Source organism: Pararhizobium qamdonense (assembly GCF_029277445.1).
Taxonomy (GTDB): Bacteria; Pseudomonadota; Alphaproteobacteria; order Rhizobiales; family Rhizobiaceae; genus Pararhizobium; species Pararhizobium qamdonense.
The window spans coordinates 206965-228480 of record NZ_CP119566.1 but is presented as its reverse complement, the minus strand read 5'-3'; the positions used below and the strand labels follow the sequence as shown (position 1 = coordinate 228480).

The following is a 21516-nucleotide window of genomic DNA, read 5'->3' as shown; positions in this document are numbered from 1 at the left end:
GTTACGCTTGGAAAACGCGCGTTCCGCCAATCCAGGTTGAGGCCATGCCGAGGCTTTCGGTCAAAAGCACGAAATCGGCGTCGAGGCCGGGTAACAATCTTCCCTTGCGGGCGGCGACGCCCGCAGCGTCGGCGGGATAGGCAGAAGCCATCCGCAGCGCCTCATCCAGCGGCAGATTGAGCTTTTCATGGGCAAAGCGCACCGAGGCCAGCATGTCGATGTCGGCGCCCGCCAGCGTGCCGTCGGCCAGTGTCAGACGGCCGCCCTGGCGGAAGATTTCGCGGCCATTGAGGAGAAAGCTGGTCTGGTCAGATCCGATCGTCGACATTGCATCGGTGACGATGAAGATGCGGCCCGGACCGGTCTTGGCCCGCAACGCGATGCCCATGGACACAGGATCGACATGGAAGCCATCGGCAATGATCCCCGCATGCAGGCTGCCAATGTTGAGAGCCGCCCCGACAACGCCCGGTTCGCGATGGCCAAGCGGGCTCATCGCGTTGAACAAATGGGTCACAGTGCGCGCACCCGCCGCAGCATAGCCGGCAATGGTCGCATAGCCGGCATCGGTATGGCCAAGGCTGACAAGAAGACCGGCGTCCGCGAGCGCCTTGACCTGCGTTTCCGTAGCGTTTTCCGGCGCGACGGTCACCATCATTGCATCGAACACCCCGGCGCAGGACAGCATCGCCTCGAGATCGGCCTGATCCATTGGCCGGATCAAAGCCGGATCATGCGCGCCTTTGCGGGCGACCGAGAGATGCGGACCTTCGAGATGAAGCCCGAGGAATCCGGGTACCTTTTCAGCCTTCGCCTGCTTGCCGCCTGCAATCGCGCGCGCGCGGATGTCGAACGTCTCGGTGATCAGCGTCGGCAACAGGGCGGTAGTGCCGAATTTCGCGTGCGCCGCGCAGATGGTGCGGATGGCATCGGCGTCCTGCCGGTCGTTCAGCATCACGCCGCCGCCGCCATTGACCTGCAGGTCGATGAAGCCGGGAACCAGCAGCTGGTTGTCGGCTGCGACCGTTTCGGTTCCGGCAGGCAGATCGCTCTGCGGCAGGATGCCCGTGACCACGCCGCCGTCCAACAGGAGGGCCTGGCCATCGTGCCAGAACAGGCCGTCGAAAATCCGGGCTCCGGTGATAGCTGTCCGAGCGCTCATCTCGTTTCCGTAACCTTCTTGAGTGCGACGGGCGCATCCGGGTTCAGTCCGCGCGACCGCGACCAGGATTCGACAAAGCCGTAGAACGGAATGATCAGCGCCAGCGCATCGGTGATCGGATGACCGGTGGCAACGAATGGAAGGGTCTTCGTCGCCTTTGCCTGGTCGGATGTGACGAAAGCCAATGCGCCCTTGGCGCTCAAGCCATCGAGAATGCCAGCGACCGAGCCTTCCGCCGCATCGCGCGCGGCAAGACCGATGACCGGAAAACGCTTTTCCACCAGCGCCACAGGCCCATGCAGCACTTCCGCTGCCGAATAGGCTTCGGCATGCATGCCGGAGGTTTCCTTGAATTTCAGCGCCGCTTCGCTGGCAATGGCCAGCGCCGGGCCACGGCCAAGCACGAACAGCGATTCCGCATCGCCAAGCTCGTCGGCAAGCGGCTGCCAGTCGAGCTTCACGGCCTTTGCAAACTGCGCCGGAAGATCGGCGACCGCGCGCTGCAGAGAAGCGTCCTGCGTCCATTCACCGAGAACGGCAAGGCCGGCCACGATCGAATTGACATAGGACTTGGTTGCGGCAACGGCGATTTCCGGCCCGGCGAGAATATCGAGCGGATGGGTGCTGGCCTCGGAAATCGGCGAGGGCAAGGTGTTGGTGAGCGCAATCGTCACGGCGCCTGCCTTGGTCGCAGCCTCGGCCATCGCGACAATATCCGGGCTCTTGCCGGATTGCGAAATGGCGATCGAGGCGGCGCCCTGAAGCTGCATCTTCGCACCGTAGATCGAGGCGAGCGATGGACCGAGCGAGGCGACGGGGCGCCCGGTCGAAAGCTCGATCGCATATTTTAAAAACAAGGCGGCATGGTCGGACGAACCGCGGGCAATCGTTACGAAAAAGGCCGGGTCTTTGGCGCGCAGCGCCGCCCCGGTTTCCTTGACGGCGGCATTGGATTGCTCCAGCAGGCGGGCTGCCGCTTCCGGGATTTCGTTGATTTCGCGCCGCATATTGGTTTGCATGGTCATGTGTCTCTCTTAACTGGGCCGCTCTCAGGAATCCGACAAAGTCAGTTCAGCGACGAAATCATAGGCATCGCCCCGGTAGAGCGAGCGGGTGAATTCCACCACCCGGCCGGAGGCGAGGTAGGAAATGCGTTCGATCGACAGGCTGGCGGAGCCGGCGGGAACACCGAGCATCGCCGCATCCGGATCTTTCAGGCTGCAGGCGGAAATGCGCTGCACGGCACGGACCGGCCGCGATTTGGTCTTGTCGAGTTCCGCGTAAAGCGAGGTGCCGACGCGGATCGGGTCCGGCAGGAACTCCGTTGAAATGCTGGCCCGCTCGATCGCCAGCGGCAGGTCGTCGGCGATGCGCAACCGGCCGAGCCGCGCGACGAGCGCATCGGCGGGCAAGCCGAGCACCATCATTTCATCGGGGGACGGGTGATGCAGTCCGCGCTCGATCCATTGCGCCGTCGTCACCAATCCTCGGCGCGACATGTCCTCGGTAAACGAGGTCAGCCGCGACAGCGACTGCTGGACGCGGTGTACCGGCTTGACGACGAAGGTGCCGGAACCGTGGCGGCGCACAAGCAGGCCATCCCGGACCAGATCATCGACCGCCTTGCGCACGGTGACGCGGCTGATGCTGGCATAATCGGCCAGATCCCGCTCCGGCGGCAGCGCGTCGCCATGATTGAGCTTGCCCGAAAGAATAGCCTCTTCCAGCGATTGCCTGAGTTTGAGATAGAGCGGACCGGACCCTCCGGCCTGCAGGCCGTCCAGCGGCAAAATCGCTTCGAGATGCTGGGTCATGCCGCAAATTCCGCTGCAAAGCGCTTCGCCGCCAAAGCGACCGAGCCCGTCAGGGCGTCGGCTTCCGGCTCCACGAACAAAGGCTGATGCCGCTCGGCCAGCCATGGGCGGTAGATTGGCGCCAGTCCGCCTAAGAGGCAGAGCCTGCGGCTGCCCTGCGCCACGACGGCGTCGAGTGCCTCGTCGATTGTCTGTGCATTGCTGCGCAAAAGTGCGATCGCGACGGGATCCTGGCGGCTTGCATGGTCGAAAACCCAGGGCGCAAAGCGGCCGAACTCGCCGGGACGCGCGGCGCGGGCAAATTCCACGACCTCGCGCGGATCGTTGTTGAATTCAGCCATCACCGCCTCGGTCAGCGCCGACGAGGGATGGATGCGGTCGAAGGCAAGGACGCTTTCCTGAAGCAGAGCGTGACCAAGACGTGCGCCGCTGCCGAGATCGCCGATCTGGAAACCCCATCCGCCGATATAGCGGATCGCGTCACCCTGCCGGGAGATATAGATGGAACCGGTCCCGAGAATGGCCACCGCACCGTCCTTGTCGCCGAGCGCGCCCTGCAGCGCGATCAGCCCGTCGGATTCGATATCGGCCTTGGCGAACGGCAGGCGCTCCTTCACATAATGAACCGCATCGCCGACATTGCTGCCGGCAACGCCGACCAGGGCGCAAGCGGAACCAACTTCGCCGGGGGCTATATGGGCGTCTTCGAACGCAGCCGTGGCCGCGCCGACAATATGGGCAAGCGCATTGTCGGGATCGGTCAGAATATTGGCAGCACCGCTCTTGCCGCGTCCGAGGATACGCCCATCGGCGCCCGCTACAGCCGCGCGGCAGCTCGTGCCTCCGCCGTCGATTCCCAGAATGTAATGTGGCATGGATACCTCCGGGAAAAAGGATACCAAAAAAATACCATTTACCAAGTGGATTTTGGTCTTGAATTGGATTTATCGTCTAATAGACTGAAATAGCTAGATCATTTCAAAAATCGAAACTTTTCTTGGGCAGGAAGTTAATTTTTCCTAGACAATTGGTATTTTTTTGGCATTAATTTGCGCAGAGGAGATTGAACGTATGCCGTCAGCGAAGACCGAAGAGCGCCACGACAAGGCGATGGGACTGGATGTGATGCATCCGGCACTGGCCCTTCGCCTGCTTGCGTCCGGCCAGCAAGCTGCGGCAAAGGTCGTTGATTCCGCGATCGAGCCGATCACGGCGGCCGCAGAGATCGCTGCATCGGTACTGTCCGGTGGCGGACGCCTGGCCTATGCCGGCGCCGGTAGCTCGGGCCTGATGGCCATGGCCGATGCGTTGGAGCTGCCCGGCACCTATGGAATAGCGCTCGACAAGGTGGTGGTGCTTCTCGCCGGCGGTGCCGCGAGCCTGAGCGATCTTGCCGGTGGTTACGAGGACGATATGGAGCTGGCGCGCAAGGATGTGCGCGAGGCCGGGATCGGGGCTGGCGATTGTCTGATTTCGGTGTCCGCCAGCGGCTCCACGCCCTATGCGCTGGCCGCTGCCGATGAAGCCCGCGAACGCGGCGCCAAGGTCATTGCCATGGCCAACAATCCGGGCGCGCTGCTCTTTCAGAATGCCGACATCGCCATCCTCCTGCAGACGCCGCCGGAAGTGATTTCCGGATCGACCCGCATGGGCGCCGCCACCGCGCAGAAGATCGCGTTCAACATGTTTTCGACGCTTGTCGGCATCCAGCTCGGCCATGTCTACGACGGACATATGGTCAATCTGAAGGCCGACAATGCAAAACTGCGCGGCCGTGCCGTCCGCATCGTTTCCGATATTGCCGGGATCGGCGCAACGGAAGCAGGCCGCCATCTCACGGCATCGTCGGGTTCGGTTAAGGTCGCCATTCTTATGGGCTCCGGGGCCAAGGATGTGGCTGCTGCGGAAGCGGCGCTTGCCGAAGCTCATCAAAACTTGCGCCGCGCCTTGTCTCTTGTCGCGGCAGATTGAAACCAAGGGTTCTAAAACCGCGCCAAAAATGGCGCATCATGAGGGAGAACGTAATGACCCGCACTACCTTGAAGGGCTTGCTGCTTGCATCCAGCATCCTCGGCTCCGCCGGGCTTGCGCATGCTGAAGACGTCACGCTGACGATCGAGAGCTGGCGCAATGACGACCTGGCCATCTGGCAGGAAAAGCTCATTCCGGCATTCGAAGCCAAGAACCCGGGCATCAAGGTCGTCTTCGCGCCGACCGCGCCGACCGAGTATAACGCGGCGCTGAATGCCAAGCTCGATGCCGGCTCCGCCGGTGATCTCGTTACCTGCCGTCCGTTCGACGCCTCGCTCGAACTTTACAACAAGAAGCATCTGGCTGACCTGACCGGTCTCGCCGGCATGGAGAATTTCTCGCCGGTCGCCAAGTCCGCCTGGACGACGGACGATGGCGCGGCGACGTTCTGCGTGCCGATGGCCTCTGTTATCCATGGCTTCATCTACAACAAGGATGCCTTCGACAAGCTCGGCATCGCCATCCCAGTCACGGAAGCCGATTTCTTCGCGGCTCTCGACAAGATCAAGGCCGACGGCACCTATATCCCGCTCGCCATGGGCACCAAGGATCTCTGGGAAGCCGCAACCATGGGCTACCAGAATATCGGCCCGACCTACTGGAAGGGCGAGGAAGGCCGTGCTGCCCTGATCAAGGGCGAGCAGAAGTTGACCGACGCCGATTGGGTCGAGCCCTACAAGGTTCTTGCCAAGTGGAAGGATTACCTCGGCGACGGTTTCGAAGCCCAGACCTATCCGGACAGCCAGAACCTCTTCACGCTCGGCCGCGCTGCGATCTATCCGGCCGGCTCGTGGGAAATCGGCCTGTTCAACACGCAGGCCGAATTCAAGATGGGTGCTTTCCCGCCGCCGGTTAAGGCTGCAGGCGACGCCTGCTACATCTCCGACCACAACGACATCGGCGTTGGCCTGAATGCCAAGAGCGCGCATCCGGAAGAAGCCAAGAAGCTTCTCACCTGGATTGCCTCTCCGGAATTCGCCGACATCTATGCCAACTCGCTGCCGGGCTTCTTCAGCCTGAACTCGACACCGGTGAAGATGGCCGATCCGCTCGCACAGGAATTCGTCTCCTGGCGCGAAAAGTGCAAGCCGACCATCCGCTCGACCTATCAGATCCTGTCGCGCGGCACCCCGAACCTCGAAAACGAGACCTGGGTGGAATCGGCCAACGTGATCAACGGCACCGATACGCCGGAAGTCGCCGCCGAGAAGCTCCAGAAGGGCCTCGACAGCTGGTACAAGCCTGCCAAGTAAGGCGCGCTAACAGCCACATTGGGATTGCGGGGAAGTTGCCCCTCACCCTAACCCTCTCCCCGCTAGCGGGGAGAGGGGACTATGGAGTTTGCGGCTTGTCCCTTCTCCCCGTTCACGGGGAGAAGGTGCCCGGCAGGGCGGATGAGGGGCGGCACCTGGACTGGGCTTTCTCATGCGAAAAAGAAAAGCATCCAGCCGAAAACATGTAATCTGAAATCACATCCTGCCAGCGCCCTCAGGCGCGTTGGTGATGGCGTGTGCTGCGGGGACCGGCAGCGCAGGCCATGCCGCATATCGCGGCGATCGGCGAAAACGGGTCGGAGCGGCAGAAGCCATGAGCAGCGCCATATCGTCTGAGGACAAAATCCAAGTTCCGGCCCGGCCGAGACGCTGGCATATCCTTGTCTTCCTGTTGCCGGCCTTCATCGTCTATTCGGCCGTGATGATCCTGCCGCTGATCGAAACGCTGCGCCTGTCGCTGTTCAATACCGTCGATGGGCAATCGACCTTCGTCGGACTTGCCAATTTCCAGGTCCTGTTCGGCGAAGAGCGCTGGGCGGCTGATTTCTGGCGGGCGCTGAAGAACAATTTCATCTTCTTTGCCATCCACATGCTGGTGCAGAACCCGCTCGGCATCGCGCTGGCCGCCATGCTGTCGATCCCCAAGCTCAGGCTTGCAACGTTCTACCGGACGGCGATTTTCATGCCGACCATCCTGTCCTTCGTCATTGTCGGTTTTATCTGGAAGCTCATCCTGTCGCCGATCTGGGGCATTACCCCTTTCTTCATGGATCTCGTGGGGCTGAAGGCTTTCTTCGGCCCCTGGCTTGGCAAGCCGGGTTCGGCACTGATCACGGTCTCGCTGATCTCCGTCTGGCAGAATGTCGGTATTCCGATGATGCTGATCTATGCGGCACTTCTCAATATTCCCGATGAAGTGATCGAAGCTGCCGAATGCGATGGCATTACCGGCTGGAGCCAGTTCTGGAAGATCAAGCTGCCGTTGATCCTGCCTGCGATCGGCATGGTGTCGATCCTGACCTTCGTCGGCAATTTCAACGCGTTCGACCTGATCTACACCGTGCAGGGCGCGCTTGCCGGACCGGATGGAGCGACCGACATCCTCGGAACGCTGCTCTACCGCACCTTCTTCGGTTTCCAGCTGCAGCTCGGCGACCGCTCGATGGGCGCGACCATTGCCACCGTGATGTTCCTGATCATCCTCGCCGGCGTTTCGCTCTATCTCTTCGGCATTCAGCGGCGTGTTCGCCGCTACCAGTTCTAAGGGGACGGATCCATGTCAAAAGCACGCATCTCGCCGCTGCGCTCCGGCTTCGTTCACCTGGCACTGGCCGGCTACACCGTCATCGCGCTGTTTCCGGTCGTCCTGACGATCCTCAATTCCCTGAAGGACAAGAACGCGATCTTCCGCACGCCCCTGGCATTGCCGACGCCGGAAACGTTCAGCCTGATCGGCTATACGACGGTGCTGAAACAGGGCGATTTTATCGGTTATTTCCAAAACAGCCTGATCGTCACGGTCGTCTCGATCTTCTTTGCGCTGCTGTTCGGCGCCATGGCTGCCTTCGCGCTGTCGGAATACCGCTTTCGCGGCAATACGCTGCTCGGTCTTTATCTTGCCATCGGCATCATGATCCCGATCCGCCTCGGCACAGTCGCCATCCTGCAGGGTATGGTCGCCGCTGGCCTCGTCAATACGCTGACGGCGCTGATTCTGGTCTACACCGCTCAGGGCCTGCCGCTTGCCATCTTCATCCTGTCGGAATTCATGCGTACGGTTTCCGATGACCTGAAGAATGCCGGCCGGATCGATGGCCTGTCGGAATATGCGATCTTCTTCCGCCTTGTCCTGCCGCTGGTGCGGCCCGCCATGGCAACGGTGGCGGTGTTCACGATGATCCCGATCTGGAACGACCTCTGGTTCCCGCTGATTCTGGCACCCGGCGAAGCCACCAAGACCGTCACGCTCGGCTCCCAGGTGTTCATCGGCCAGTTCGTTACCAATTGGAACGCGGTTCTTGCCGCCCTGTCGCTGGCAATCTTCCCGGTCCTTATCCTCTATGTCATCTTCTCGCGGCAGCTGATCCGCGGCATTACCGCAGGAGCAGTCAAGTAATGAGCAAACCCGTTCGCGTCCTCGTCGCCGGTCTCGGCAATATGGGCCGCAGCCATGCGCTGGCCTATCACAACAATCCCGGCTTCGAGATCGCCGGCCTCGTCAACCGCTCCAAGCCCGTGCTGTCGCCGGAGCTTGCCGGCTATACGATCCACCCGGATTTTGCCACGGCCCTGAACGAGTTGAAGCCCGATCTCTGCTCGATCTGCACCTATTCCGACAGCCATGCCGACTATGCCGTCATGGCGTTCGAGGCGGGCTGCGATGTCTTCATCGAAAAGCCGCTGGCAACGACCGTGGCCGATGCCGAGCGTGTCGTGGCAGCCGCCAGAAAGGCCGGCAAGAAGCTGGTGGTCGGCTATATCCTGCGCCATCACCCCTCCTGGATCCGGTTGATCGCCGAGGCCCGCAAGCTCGGCGGCCCCTATGTTTTCCGTATGAACCTCAATCAGCAGTCCAGCGGCCCGACCTGGATGACGCATAAGTCGTTGATGGAAACCACGCCGCCGATCGTCGATTGCGGCGTGCATTATGTCGATGTCATGTGCCAGATCACCGATGCCAAGGCCGTGGAAGTGCGCGGCATGGGCCTTCGCCTGTCGAATGAAATAGCGCCGTCTATGTATAACTATGGCCATCTGCAGGTTCTCTACGAGGATGGTTCGCTCGGCTGGTACGAAGCCGCCTGGGGACCGATGATCTCCGAGACCGCCTTCTTCGTGAAGGACGTGATGTCGCCCAACGGTTCGGTTTCGATTGTCATGGATCCGAATGCCAAGTCCGACGACATCGACACGCACACGAAGACGGCCGTTATTCGCGTTCACAAGGCCGAAACCGGCGCAGACGGCAAATTCGTCCACAAGGACGAAGACCTGAAGATGGACGGCGAGCCGGGACACCAGGAACTCTGCGATCTCGAGCAGGCCTATGTGCTGAAAGCCATCAGTGAAAATATCGATCTTGAACGGCATATGGACGATGCCGTCCAGTCGCTGCGCATCTGCCTTGCGGCCGATGAGAGCGTACGGACCGGCCAGCCGGTCAAACTCTAACACAGCCTGTCCCGTGCCGCTGCCGGTCAGCGGGACGAAAGGCATATGCGACAACAAAAAGGGCGCCTCACGTGGGATCACTTCAACTGAAATCCATCCGCAAGGCCTTCGGCAATCACGAAGTCTTGAAGGGCATCGACCTCGACGTTAAGGATGGCGAATTCGTCATCTTTGTCGGCCCGTCCGGCTGCGGCAAATCCACCCTTCTGCGCGTCATTGCCGGTCTTGAGGATGCGACGTCCGGCAGCGTCCAGATCGATGGCCAGGAAGTGATCAACACGCCGCCGGCCAAGCGCGGCATCGCCATGGTGTTCCAGTCCTACGCGCTCTACCCGCATCTGACGGTGAAAGATAATATGGGTCTTGGCCTCAAGCAGATGGGCGCGCCAAAAGCGGAAGTGGACGCCAAGGTTGCCAAGGCATCCGGCATGCTGTCGCTGGAACCTTACCTTGCCCGCCGCCCGGCCGAACTGTCCGGCGGCCAGCGCCAGCGCGTCGCCATCGGCCGCGCTATCGTGCGCGAACCCAAGCTCTTCCTGTTCGATGAGCCATTGTCCAATCTCGATGCGGCCCTGCGCGTCAACACCCGTCTTGAGATCGCGAGGCTGCATCGCAGCCTGAAGGCGACGATGATCTATGTGACGCATGACCAGGTCGAGGCGATGACGCTGGCCGACAAGATTGTCGTGCTCAATGCCGGCCAGATCGAGCAGATCGGCTCGCCGATGGAACTCTACAACAAGCCGGCCAACACGTTTGTGGCCGGTTTCATCGGTTCGCCGCAGATGAACTTCATCGAGGCGGGCAGGCTTGGTGATGAGCAAGCAAAGACCGTCGGCATCCGTCCGGAGCATATCACGCTCGCGCGCGACAGCGGCGACTGGAAGGCCAAGGTCATCCATGTCGAGCATCTGGGCGCCGATACCATCCTTTATCTGGAAACCGAAGTGACCGGTCTTTTGACGGTCCGCCTGTTCGGCGAGCATCAATATGATGTCGATGACATCGTCTATGCGACGCCGGACAAGACGGCGATGCACCGTTTCGGTGCCGACGACCGGGTTCTGCGCGGATAGACGAGCGCAATTGTATCCGAATGTTGATGAGACCAGTCATTCGGTATCGTTTTATTGTGCGGCGCATCAATGGCTTGCGCTGCCTTTGATTTTAACATACGTATCTGTTTGTATAATTGATGCGTGGGTAGATCTATCCCGGATATTCTCCGTATCACATTGATTTTCATGAAACTCCAGCTGCAGCTGACGTCTTTTAAGAAAGACCGCCGGCCGTGCGGCTGGTCTTTGCGTATGGAACCAAAGATGCGGATGAACCGACCGATATTGGCTGCAACAGTGGCTGGCCTGATGATGATTGCGGGCTGCCAGAAAGACGACGGCGAGAAGCAGGCGGCTCCGTCCTATCCGCCGCCGCAGGTCTCGGTGATCACGACGAAGACCGAATCGCTGCCGATCACCAACGATCTGCCGGGGCGCATCGCCGCCACCCGCATTTCGGAAGTCCGTCCGCGCGCCACCGGCATCGTCATCGAGCGCGTGTTCGAGCAGGGTTCGCATGTGAATGCAGGCGATGTGCTCTACCGGATCGATCCGGCCTCGTTCAAGGTGCAGGTCGAAAGTGCCGAAGGCACGTTGCGCCGCGCCAAGGCTGTGCAGCTGCAGGCCAAGCAGGCCGCCGATCGCCAGGAGCAGCTGAAAAAATCCGGCGTCGCCACGGGCCAGAATTATGACGATGCGATTGCGCAGCTGGCGCAGGCCGACGCCGATGTGGCAATTGCCGAGGCAGGCCTCGCGACCGCCCAGCTCAATCTGCAATATACCAATGTGACGGCCCCGATCAGCGGCCGCATTGGCCGTGCGCTGATTACCGAAGGTGCGCTTGTCAGCGCCAACGGCTCGGAAAATCTCGCAACGATCCAGCAGCTCGATCCGGTCTATGCGGACTTCACCCAGTCCGCGACCGATCTCATCCGCCTGCGCAAGGCGCTGCAGGACGGTGCGCTGGCCGGCGACAAGAATGAAGCCAAGGTCAATCTCCTGATGGATGACGGCAGTGCCTATCCGCATGCCGGAAAGCTATTGTTTTCGGAAGCAGCCGTCGATGAGACGACCGGCCAGGTGACCCTGCGTGGCGAATTCCCCAATCCGGATGGCGACCTTCTGCCCGGAATGTATGTCCGCGTCATCGTCGAGCAGGGCATCGAAAGAAATGCCATCGCCGTACCCAGCCAGGCCGTGCAGCGCGATACCTCCGGTAATGCCCAGGTCTACATCGTCAAGGAAGACAAGACGGCTGAACTGCGCACGGTATCTGCCGGCCAGGTTCTCGGCGACCAGTGGATCATCCGCGATGGCCTGAAGCCTGGCGAAAAGGTGATCGTTGAAGGCTTCCAGAAGGTTCGCCCCGGCGCGCCTGTCGAACCGGCGGACTGGAAGCCGGCCGATGCCAAGCCCGCAGCCGGGGCTCAGCCTGCCGCTGAAAAACCGGCGGACGCGCAGCCTGCCGCAGAAAAGACGGGCACGGATGGTGCCGCCGAAAAGCCGGCTGAAGACGCCAAGCCCGCCGAACAGGCGAAGTAAGGATCTGATCGATGCCTAGTTTCTTTATCGACCGGCCTATCTTTGCGTGGGTCGTCGCACTTTTCATCATGATCGCGGGTATCATCGCGCTGCCGCTGCTGCCGATTTCGCAGTATCCGAACGTGGCACCGCCGCAAATCTCCATCAATACCAGCTATCCCGGTGCCTCCTCGGAAGAGACCTACCAGAGCGTGACGCGGCTCATCGAAAATGAGCTGAACGGCATCGAAGGCATGCAGTATTTCTCGTCGACGTCCAGCGCCGCCGGCAGCGTATCGATCAATGTGACCTTCACGCCGGGCACCGATTCCGGCGATGCGTCGATCGACGTGCAGAACCGTGTCCGCCGCGTCGAGGCGCGCCTGCCCGATGCCGTGCGCCAGCAGGGCATCGAGGTTGAAGAGGCCGGTTCCGGCTTCCTGATGATCCTTGCGCTCACATCCACGGACGGGTCCATGGATGCGGTCTCGCTTGGCGATTATCTCAGCCGCAACGTGCTCAACGAAATCCAGCGCGTCGAAGGCGTCGGCCGGGCACAGATGTTTGCCACCGAGCGCGCCATGCGCATCTGGCTCGATCCGGACAAGATGCGCGGCCTCAACCTGACGGCGGGCGATATCAATGCCGCCATCACCGCGCAGAATGCTCAAGTAGCCTCCGGCAGCATCGGCGCCCAGCCAAACCCGATCACGCAGCAGATCAGTGCGCCCGTCCTCATCAAGGGCCAGCTCACCTCGGCTGAAGAGTTCGGGGCGATCATCCTGCGAGCCAATCTCAACGGCTCTGCCGTGCGCCTGCGCGATGTCGCCCGTATCGAGATCGGTGGTCAGGACTACAGCTTCTCGACGCGCCTCAACGGCAAGCCGTCCGCCGCTATCGGCGTCCAGCTAACGCCAACCGGCAACGCGCTCGCCACCTCCACGGCGATCAAGGCACGGATGGACGAACTGGCGACCTTCTTCCCGCAAGGTGTCGAATATTCCGTTCCCTACGATACGTCGCCCTTCGTGGCGATCTCGATCGAAAAGGTTCTGCATACGCTGCTGGAAGCCGTGGCGCTGGTGTTCCTGGTGATGTTCCTGTTCCTGCAGAACATCCGCTACACCATCATCCCGACGCTTGTCGTTCCCGTCGCCTTGCTGGGCACCTGTGCTGCCATGCTCGCCATGGGCTTCTCGATCAACGTTCTGACGATGTTCGGCATGGTGCTTGCCATCGGTATTCTCGTCGATGATGCGATCATCGTCGTCGAAAATGTTGAACGCATCATGTCCGAGGAAGGCCTGACGCCAAAGGAAGCAACCCGCAAGGCGATGAAGCAGATTACCGGCGCCGTGATCGGCATCACGCTGGTTCTGTCGGCCGTGTTCATTCCCATGGCCTTCTTCCCCGGCGCCGTCGGCGTCATCTATCAGCAGTTCTCGCTGACCATGGTGGTCTCCATCCTGTTCTCGGCCCTGCTCGCCCTGACATTGACGCCGGCGCTCTGCGCCAGCTTCCTCAAGCAGGTTCCTAAGGGCCATCACCACACCAAACGTGGCTTCTTCGGCCTGTTCAACCGCGGCTTCGACAAGGCCTCGCACGGCTATAGCGGCTGGGTTGCAAGTATGGTGACGCGCACATGGCGCTTCATGCTGATCTATGTCGTGCTGCTCGGCGGTCTCGCCTATCTGTTCATGCAGCTGCCGTCCTCCTTCCTTCCGGATGAGGACCAGGGCTTCGTCATCGTCAGCATGCAGCTGCCGTCGGAAGCGACCGGCAACCGCACGACCGAAGTTATCGAGCAGACCGAAGCGATCTTCAGCAAGGAACCGGCCGTCGAACGGATCATCGCCATCAGCGGCTTCTCGTTCTCCGGTACCGGCCAGAATGCCGGCCTCGCCTTCGTGACGCTGAAGGACTGGTCGGAGCGCGGACCCAACGATGTCGCCTCGGTCATCGCCGGCCGGGCATCCGGCGCCATGTCCCAGATCAAGGATGCGATCAGCTTTGCGCTGTCGCCGCCGCCGATCCAGGGTCTTGGCACCTCCAACGGCTTCGAGTTCCGCCTGCAGGATCGCGGCGGACAGGGCTCTGCGGCATTGGCCGCCGCGCGTGACCAGCTTCTCGGTCTTGCGGCACAAAGCCAGGTCATTTCGGGCGTTCGCGTCGATGGCCTGCCGGATGCGGCCCAGGTCAATCTTCTGATCGACCGTGAAAAGGCCAATACGTTCGGCGTTGCCTTTGCTGACATCAACTCGACGATCTCGACCAATCTCGGTTCGTCCTATGTCAATGACTTCCCGAATGCCGGACGTCTGCAGCGTGTGACGGTGCAGGCCGACGAGAACAGGCGCATGCAGACCGCCGACCTCCTGAAGCTCAATGTCCGCAATTCGAATGGCGGCATGGTTCCGTTGTCGGCTTTTGCCAGCATCGAATGGACAAGCGGCCCGACCCAGACGGTCGGCTATAACGGCTACCCGTCGGTTCCGATCAGCGGCCAGGCCAATGCCGGTTATTCCTCCGGCGAGGCGATTGCCGAGATGGAACGTCTGTTTGCACAGCTGCCACCGGGCTTCGGCTACGAATGGACGGGGCAGTCGCGTGAGGAAATCGCATCAGGCACCCAGGCGCCGCTTCTCGTGGCCCTGTCCTGCCTGCTGATCTTCCTGTGCCTTGCCGCCCTCTATGAAAGCTGGAGCATTCCGGTTGCGGTGATGATGGTGGTGCCGCTTGGCGTTATCGGCGCGGTTCTCGCCGTCACCCTGCGCGACATGCCCAACGATGTGTACTTCAAGGTCGGCCTGATCGCGATCATCGGCCTCTCGGCGAAAAACGCGATCCTGATCATCGAGTTCGCCAAGGAGCAGATGGAGGCTGGCAAACCCTTGCTGGATGCCACCATCGAGGCAGCGCATCTGCGCTTCCGCCCGATCCTGATGACCTCGCTGGCCTTTACCCTCGGCGTGTTGCCGCTGGCGATTGCCACCGGCGCAAGCTCGGGCAGCCAGCGCGCCATCGGTACCGGCGTCATGGGCGGCATGATCTCGGCCACGGTGCTGGCGATCTTCTTCGTGCCCGTCTTCTTCGTGTTCGTCATGAAGCTGTTCCGCAGAACGACGTTGAAGCCGATCGGTTCTGACACGACGGTCACACCGGCAGAATAAGGGAAGTGGCCCGCCGGGAAAGGCGGGCCTTTCCAAGGCGAGGAGGCGTCATGCGCAGAACCAAGGCCGAAGCGGAAGAAACCCGCCTCAGCATTCTGAGCGCAGCAGAGCGGGTTTTCTTCGAAAAGGGCGTATCCACCGCCTCGCTCGACGATGTCGCCAAGGCGGCCGGCGTCACGCGCGGCGCCATCTACTGGCATTTTGCCAACAAGACCGATCTTTTCCTCGAACTCTACAATACCGTAAACCTGCCGATCGAAGACATGATTGCCCGCGATGTCGAACAGCCGGCCGCCGAGGTGCTCTGCTATATCGAGAAGTCGGCAGGCGACTGGTTGACCGAACTGGCAGCGGACGAGCATCGCCAGCGCATCTTCACCATCCTGCTTCGCTGCCCCTATGGCGACGACCTGCTGCCGGTTCTGGAAAAGCAGCAGGAGGTCGATGACCGCCACACCGTCATGCTCGACAGCGCGTTTGACCGTGCCCGCAGCGCGGGTTTTCTCAACGGAAACTGGACGCCTCAGTCCGCCACCAAGGCGCTACGTTGGATGATGGAAGGCCTGTGCAGCGAATGGCTGCTGTTCGGCCGCCGCTTCGATCTGGCGACGGAAGGCAAGGAAGGGCTGAAACGCCTGTTCGACAGCTTCCGCCAGGTGCCGGTAACGGCCGAGGCGCTTGTCGTATCCTGAACATTCTTAGCGCAATCAACCGTAGCACAAGCCCTTACGGGCTGCTTCTTGCCGTCAGTGTGCCTCATCCCAGTTATGCGCAGCCCGCGCATCGACCTTCAATGGAACCCTCATGTCGAGCGCCGGCATTGCCGCATTTTCCATGACTGAAACGACCAGCGGGATGGTCCGCTCGACATCGGCATCCTCGACTTCGAAGATCAATTCGTCATGCACCTGCAGCAGCATGCGGGCGCGCTGCGAAAGGCCGGCTTGTTCCAGTGCCGGCTCCATCTTCACCATCGCGCGCCGGATGATATCGGCGGCGGAGCCCTGGATCGGCGCGTTGATCGCGGCGCGTTCGTTGAAGGCGCGGTGCGAGGGGTTAGACGAGCGGATGTCCGGATAATGTGCGCGGCGGCCGAAGATGGTTTCGACATAGCCGTTTTCGCGGGCAAATGCCTTGGTGCTTTCCATATAGTCGCGAATGCCGGGGAAGCGCTCGAAATATTTCTTGATATATTCGCCGGCTTCCGAGCGTTCGATCGACAGCTGGTTGGCAAGGCCGAAAGCGGAAATGCCGTAGATGATGCCGAAATTGATCGCCTTGGCGCGGCGGCGGATTTCGCTTGGCATGCCTTCGACCGGGACGCCGAACATTTCCGATGCCGTCATCGCATGAATGTCGATACCGTCGGAAAAGGCCTGCTTCAGCTGCGGGATTTCGGCGACATGGGCAAGCACGCGTAGCTCGATCTGGCTATAGTCGGCCGAGACCAGCTTGTGTCCCGGCGTCGAGATGAAGGCGGTGCGGATCTTGCGCCCTTCGGCGGTGCGCACCGGGATATTCTGCAGGTTCGGCTCGGAGGAGGAGAGGCGTCCCGTCGTTGTGGCCGCCAGCGCATAGGATGTGTGAACGCGTTTCGTTTCCGGGTGCACAAAGCCTGGAAGGGCGTCGGTATAGGTGGATTTGAGCTTGGTCAGCTGGCGCCAGTCGACGATCTTGCGCGGCAGTTCATGGCCTTCCAGCGCAAGCTCTTCAAGCACCTGCGCGGAGGTCGACCATTGTCCCGTCTTTGTCTTGGCGCCGCCCGGCAGGCCGAGACGGCCAAACAGGATATCGCCAAGCTGTTTCGGCGAGCCGATATTGAAGCTTTCGCCGACAAGCCCGTAGATTTCATGCTCGAGGCCAGCAGCGCCCTGCGCCAGTTCGCCCGACAGCCGCGACAGGATCTGACGGTCGATGGTGATGCCGCGTTCTTCCATGCGGGCAAGCACCGGCACCAGCGGACGCTCCAGCCGTTCATAGACGGCATTGAGGTTCTTGGCGGCCAGGCGCGGTTTCAAAACCTGCCAAAGCCTCAGCGTCACATCGGCATCCTCGGCTGCATAAGCGGTCGCCTTGTCGATATCGACATAATCGAAGCTGACGGAAGATTTGCCGGTGCCGGCCACATCCTTGTAGGGAATGGGCTGATGGCCAAGCCATTTCTCGGATAGCGAATCCATGCCATGCGTGCCAGCGCCGGCATCGGCCACATAGGACATCAGCATCGTATCGTCGAAACTGACGATGCTGACGCCATGGCGCTTCATCACCAGGTAGTCATATTTCAGATTCTGCGCGATCTTGAGAACCGACGGGTCTTCCAGAAGATCCTTCAGACGCTCCAGCGCGGCCGCGGCCGGAATCTGGTCTGGTGCCAGCTTGACGCCATCGCTGAAGAGATCGTTGCCGCCGGTCTTGTGGATGAGCGGCACATAGGCGGCGCGGATATCGGTGCCCGAGGGGTTTTTGCTGTTGTCGGCGATGGCGAGCGAAAAGCCGACAAGTTCCGCCTGCATCGCATCGAGCGAGGTGGTTTCGGTATCGAAGGCCACGATGCCGGTTTCGCGTGCGCTGGCGATCCAGGCATCGAGCGTTGCGAGATCGCGGATCGCCACATAGGCGCTGCGGTCGATCTTGGCTGTTGCAAAAAGTTCTGCGCGTGTCTGCGCCAAAGCCTGCGGTGTCGCAGCCAGCGGGCCGCTGTCCGTCACGCTGGCCAGGGACGCTGCCGCATCCGCAGCACTTCCAGCTGCCGGTGATTTCGACGTGGACAGGGCGGACGGCGAAGACGGGGAGGCAAGATCGCCCTTGTCGAGATCAGGTCCATGCGCCTGCGCGCCCCATTCGACCGGGACTTTGGCCGGCTCGACGGCATCCGCATCCGTCTCGGTTGCCGCCGCAACGCGGCGGGTCAGCGTGGTGAATTCCATGGTCTTCAGGAAAGCGACGAGCTTGGGTCCGTCCTGCGCATGCAGCTCGAAATCCTCAAGCGGCACGTCGATCGGTGTGTCGGTCTTCAGCGTCACCAGTTGCCGCGAGAGGCGGGCCAGCTCAGTGTTGGCGATGATGTTTTCGCGGCGCTTCTGCTGCTTGATTTCACCGGCGCGGGCAAGCAATGTTTCCAGGTCGCCGAATTCCTCGAGCAGCTGCGCTGCCGTCTTCGGGCCGATGCCGGGAATGCCGGGCACGTTGTCGGTGCTGTCCCCGGTCATCGCCTGCAGGTCGATCATCTTTTCCGGCGGAACACCCCATTTCTCGATCACTTCCGGGATCGAGATCTGCTTGTCCTTCATGCTGTCATACATCGACACATTGGCCGTCACCAGCTGCATCAGATCCTTGTCGGACGATACGATGGTGACGTCGGCGCCGGTTGCTTCCGCCATCCGCGCATAGGTAGCGATCAGGTCGTCGGCCTCGTAGCCTTCCTTTTCGATGCAGGGCAGGTTGAAGGCGCGCGTCGCATGGCGGATCAGCCCGAATTGCGGGATCAGGTCCTCCGGCGGTGCGGTGCGGTTCGCCTTGTACTGATCGTAGAGCTCGTTGCGGAAGGTCTTCGAGGAATAGTCGAAGATGACGGCGAAATGGGTTGGTGTCACCCCGACGGATGTATCGCGCGCATCGGTCAAAAGCTTCCACAGCATGTTGCAGAAGCCCGAGACTGCGTTGACCGGCAAACCATCGGATTTGCGGTTCAGCGGCGGGATGGCGTGGAACGCCCGGAAAATGAAACCGGAGCCGTCGATGAGGAAGAGATGATCACCTTTTTTCATGGCGACAAGGGATAGCGCGGGCCGCGATGGCCGTCCATATTTCATTCCGGCAAGCCGCTATTTTTGTCTGCAGCCAAAAACGGAGGGCCCTCACAGGAACGTTACCAATTTGTAATGCGCAGAGGGCTGGGTGCTCCCTTGAAAAGCCACATTTGGCACCACAAATGATAGTCAACGGCACCTGAACACGCCGTCATCTGGTCAAAGGCCTGTCCCCCGCCGAAGCCAGATGTAAGGACAAAGGCCTATCCCCCCTCTCCGGGCCTTTGTCCAATTTACAACAAAGACCGCCGTGGCCCCGCCTCCGCCATGGCGGTTTTTGTTTGTGATCAAATCAGCGTGAAACGTTCCTGCGTGCCGGTCCATCGCCCGCAATGTAACTTGTGTTCCAGCTTGGGGAGAGGTACCCATAGACATGGCCTTCGACCGTATGGATTCAGCAACATACCTGTCCAGCCTTTTGGCGAAAAGTTTCTCCCGTGCCCTGCAGGAGAGAGGCCAGAAACTCGGCTTTGCCCCCGGCCAATTTCCGGTTCTGTTGGAACTGTGGAGCGAAGAGGGCCTGACCCAGAAACAATTGCTCGACCGTCTCGACATCGAGCAGGCGACGATGGCCAATACGCTCGCCCGGATGGAGCGGGACGGACTGGTCCTGCGCAAGAAACACCCGACCGACAAACGTGCCCAGCAGATTTTCCTGACCGTCAAGGCCAGGGAAATGGAGGAAGAGGCAAAAGAGGCCGCGCTTGCCGCCGATCAATCCCTGTTGTCGGGCTTTCGGACGTTTGAACGGGAACTGATGCTGGAATATATGCGCATGGCGATCGCCAAGGGCGCGCAGAACTGACCCTCCAGCTTTTGGGACACTGATCATTCATCCATCGAAACAGTGTGCTGAAGCGGCACTCATCTTTGTCTGCTGCGCTGCGCGTGATGCGTGAGGCGCAAGGGCCGCTGCAGCACTTTGACCTCCTTCATCATTGCTGAATTCGATTCCGGTTCGAGGAATTATGCAGTAGGTTCCGGCCCGACAACGAAGGATTCGGACATGACAGACACGGCCAGCATTCTCACCCGGGCAGACGATAATCTTCCACAGAGCCTTGAGCGGCTTTTCGATCTGGTGCGCATCCAGTCGATCTCCACCGATCCGGCCTTCAAGGCGGAATGCCGCAAGGCAGCGGAATGGCTGGTGAGCGAGTTGACGACACTGGGGTTTGAAGCCTCCGTACGTGACACGCCCGGCCATCCGATGGTCGTGGCGCATCACGCAGCCGGCAAACCCGGCGCGCCGCATGTGCTCTTCTATGGTCATTACGACGTTCAGCCGGTCGATCCGCTCAATCTGTGGGACACGGCGCCGTTCGAGCCCTCGATCAAGGAGCTGGACGGTGGCCGCAAGGTCATCACCGGGCGGGGAACGGCTGACGACAAGGGCCAGCTTCTGACCTTCGTCGAGGCCTGCCGCGCCTTCAAGGAGGTCAACGGCGCGCTGCCCTGCGAAGTCACCATCCTGTTCGAAGGCGAGGAAGAATCGGGATCGCCGTCGCTCAAGCCGTTCCTGGAAGCGAACGCTGCCGAGCTGAAGGCTGACTATGCCCTGGTCTGCGACACCAATATGTGGGACCGCGATACGCCTGCGATCTCCGCTGGCCTGCGGGGCCTCGTCGGCGAAGAAATCGTCATCACCGCCGCCGACCGCGATCTGCATTCCGGCTATTTCGGAGGTGCCGCTGCCAATCCCATCCATGTCCTGTCACAGATCCTGGCCGGCCTGCATGACGAGACCGGCCGCGTCACGCTGGAGGGTTTCTACGACGGCGTCGAGGAGACCCCGACGCAGATCAAGGCCGCCTGGGAAACGCTGGGGATGACCACGGAGAAATTCCTCGGCGAAATCGGCCTGTCGATCCCGTCGGGCGAAAAGGGCCGTTCGGTGATGGAACTGACATGGGCGCGGCCGACCGCTGAGGTGAACGGCATCTGGGGCGGCTATACCGGCGAAGGCTTCAAGACCGTGATTGCCGCGCAGGCATCCGCCAAGGTTTCCTTCCGCCTTGTTGGCGCGCAGAACCCTGAAAAGGTCCGGGATGCGTTCCGCGTCTATGTCACCTCGAAAATCCCCGCCGATTGCTCGGTCGAATTCCACAAGCATGGTGGCTCGCCGGCAATCCAGCTTCCCTATGATTCGGCCCTGCTGAACACGGCAAAATCGGCGCTCTCGGACGAATGGCCGAAACCCGCCGTGTTGATCGGCATGGGCGGCTCGATCCCCATCGTCGGCGATTTCCAGAAAATGCTCGGCATGGAATCGCTTCTGGTGGGCTTTGGCCTGTCGGATGACCGGATTCATTCACCAAACGAGAAGTACGAGCTGCAATCCTATCACAAGGGCATCCGCTCCTGGATCCGGATTCTCCACGCGCTTGCGGCTTAAGCAGCGCGGCTGTTAACGGTTAGCACCCTTGACCCGGCCGGTCGGGGGTGGTCTTTTCGTTCAGATGACATTTTGCCAGCTACAGATTTCAAGAATACTTGCCTC

16 protein-coding genes are annotated in these 21516 nt (G+C 61.0%); 11 read left to right on the top strand and 5 right to left on the bottom strand.

Annotated elements, in window-relative coordinates; translation table 11 throughout:
* Position 1: 1 nt before the first annotated feature.
* Genes nagA through PYR65_RS01180 form a run of 4 tightly spaced genes read right to left on the bottom strand, consistent with a single transcriptional unit; the run spans position 2 to position 3851 of the window.
* A complete protein-coding gene (gene nagA / locus PYR65_RS01195) occupies positions 2 to 1162 on the bottom strand; it encodes an N-acetylglucosamine-6-phosphate deacetylase (protein WP_276119579.1) in 1161 nt (386 codons plus the stop codon).
* A complete protein-coding gene (locus PYR65_RS01190; protein WP_276120929.1) occupies positions 1159 to 2181 on the bottom strand; it encodes an SIS domain-containing protein in 1023 nt (340 codons plus the stop codon). The genes nagA and PYR65_RS01190 overlap by 4 nt, the downstream gene beginning before the upstream one ends.
* A 30-nt stretch (positions 2182 to 2211) precedes the next feature.
* Positions 2212 to 2976, bottom strand: coding sequence for a GntR family transcriptional regulator (locus PYR65_RS01185; RefSeq protein WP_060637817.1), 765 nt, complete (start codon positions 2974 to 2976; stop codon positions 2212 to 2214).
* Positions 2973 to 3851 carry an N-acetylglucosamine kinase gene (locus PYR65_RS01180; protein ID WP_276119578.1) on the bottom strand — a complete coding sequence of 293 codons (879 nt, stop codon included), beginning with the start codon at positions 3849 to 3851 and terminating at the stop codon, positions 2973 to 2975. Before PYR65_RS01180 ends, PYR65_RS01185 begins: the two co-directional genes overlap by 4 nt.
* A gap of 196 nt (positions 3852 to 4047) precedes the next feature.
* Here PYR65_RS01180 and PYR65_RS01175 point away from each other — a divergent pair, with 196 nt between their 5' ends.
* The 9 genes from PYR65_RS01175 (at position 4048) to PYR65_RS01135 (ending at position 15893) form a co-directional block, all read left to right on the top strand.
* Positions 4048 to 4947: an N-acetylmuramic acid 6-phosphate etherase gene (locus tag PYR65_RS01175; protein WP_276119577.1), complete on the top strand. Its 900-nt coding sequence runs from the start codon at positions 4048 to 4050 to the stop codon at positions 4945 to 4947.
* 53 nt (positions 4948 to 5000) lie between these two features.
* Positions 5001 to 6260 (top strand): ABC transporter substrate-binding protein, encoded by a 1260-nt coding sequence (locus tag PYR65_RS01170; RefSeq protein ID WP_276119576.1) that lies wholly within the window; start codon positions 5001 to 5003, stop codon positions 6258 to 6260.
* Between the two features lie 334 nt (positions 6261 to 6594).
* Positions 6595 to 7545: a carbohydrate ABC transporter permease gene (locus PYR65_RS01165; RefSeq protein WP_060637821.1), complete on the top strand. Its 951-nt coding sequence runs from the start codon at positions 6595 to 6597 to the stop codon at positions 7543 to 7545.
* Positions 7546 to 7557: 12 nt separating this feature from the next.
* Positions 7558 to 8397, top strand: coding sequence for a carbohydrate ABC transporter permease (locus tag PYR65_RS01160; RefSeq protein ID WP_060637822.1), 840 nt, complete (start codon positions 7558 to 7560; stop codon positions 8395 to 8397).
* Positions 8397 to 9452: a Gfo/Idh/MocA family protein gene (locus tag PYR65_RS01155; RefSeq protein ID WP_276119575.1), complete on the top strand. Its 1056-nt coding sequence runs from the start codon at positions 8397 to 8399 to the stop codon at positions 9450 to 9452. The genes PYR65_RS01160 and PYR65_RS01155 overlap by 1 nt, the downstream gene beginning before the upstream one ends.
* Before the next feature lie 71 nt (positions 9453 to 9523).
* Positions 9524 to 10528 (top strand): ABC transporter ATP-binding protein, encoded by a 1005-nt coding sequence (locus tag PYR65_RS01150; RefSeq protein ID WP_276119574.1) that lies wholly within the window; start codon positions 9524 to 9526, stop codon positions 10526 to 10528.
* A gap of 234 nt (positions 10529 to 10762) precedes the next feature.
* Positions 10763 to 12052, top strand: coding sequence for an efflux RND transporter periplasmic adaptor subunit (locus PYR65_RS01145; protein WP_276119573.1), 1290 nt, complete (start codon positions 10763 to 10765; stop codon positions 12050 to 12052).
* Between the two features lie 11 nt (positions 12053 to 12063).
* Positions 12064 to 15201, top strand: a complete 3138-nt coding sequence (locus PYR65_RS01140; protein WP_060637825.1) for an efflux RND transporter permease subunit — start codon at positions 12064 to 12066, stop codon at positions 15199 to 15201.
* Positions 15202 to 15251: 50 nt separating this feature from the next.
* Positions 15252 to 15893, top strand: coding sequence for a TetR family transcriptional regulator (locus PYR65_RS01135; protein ID WP_276119572.1), 642 nt, complete (start codon positions 15252 to 15254; stop codon positions 15891 to 15893).
* 54 nt (positions 15894 to 15947) lie between these two features.
* On the opposite strand, the gene polA is transcribed toward PYR65_RS01135, so the two are convergent.
* Positions 15948 to 18974 (bottom strand): DNA polymerase I, encoded by a 3027-nt coding sequence (gene polA, locus PYR65_RS01130; RefSeq protein ID WP_276119571.1) that lies wholly within the window; start codon positions 18972 to 18974, stop codon positions 15948 to 15950.
* A 415-nt stretch (positions 18975 to 19389) separates the two neighbouring features.
* On the opposite strand from polA, the gene PYR65_RS01125 reads away from it, so the two are divergent.
* Together PYR65_RS01125 and PYR65_RS01120 are read left to right on the top strand one after the other, a co-directional pair.
* Positions 19390 to 19821, top strand: a complete 432-nt coding sequence (locus tag PYR65_RS01125) for a MarR family winged helix-turn-helix transcriptional regulator (RefSeq protein WP_276119570.1) — start codon at positions 19390 to 19392, stop codon at positions 19819 to 19821.
* A gap of 201 nt (positions 19822 to 20022) precedes the next feature.
* On the top strand, positions 20023 to 21411 hold the full coding sequence (locus PYR65_RS01120) for a dipeptidase (protein WP_276119569.1): 1389 nt from the start codon (positions 20023 to 20025) through the stop codon (positions 21409 to 21411).
* Positions 21412 to 21516 lie beyond the last annotated feature (105 nt).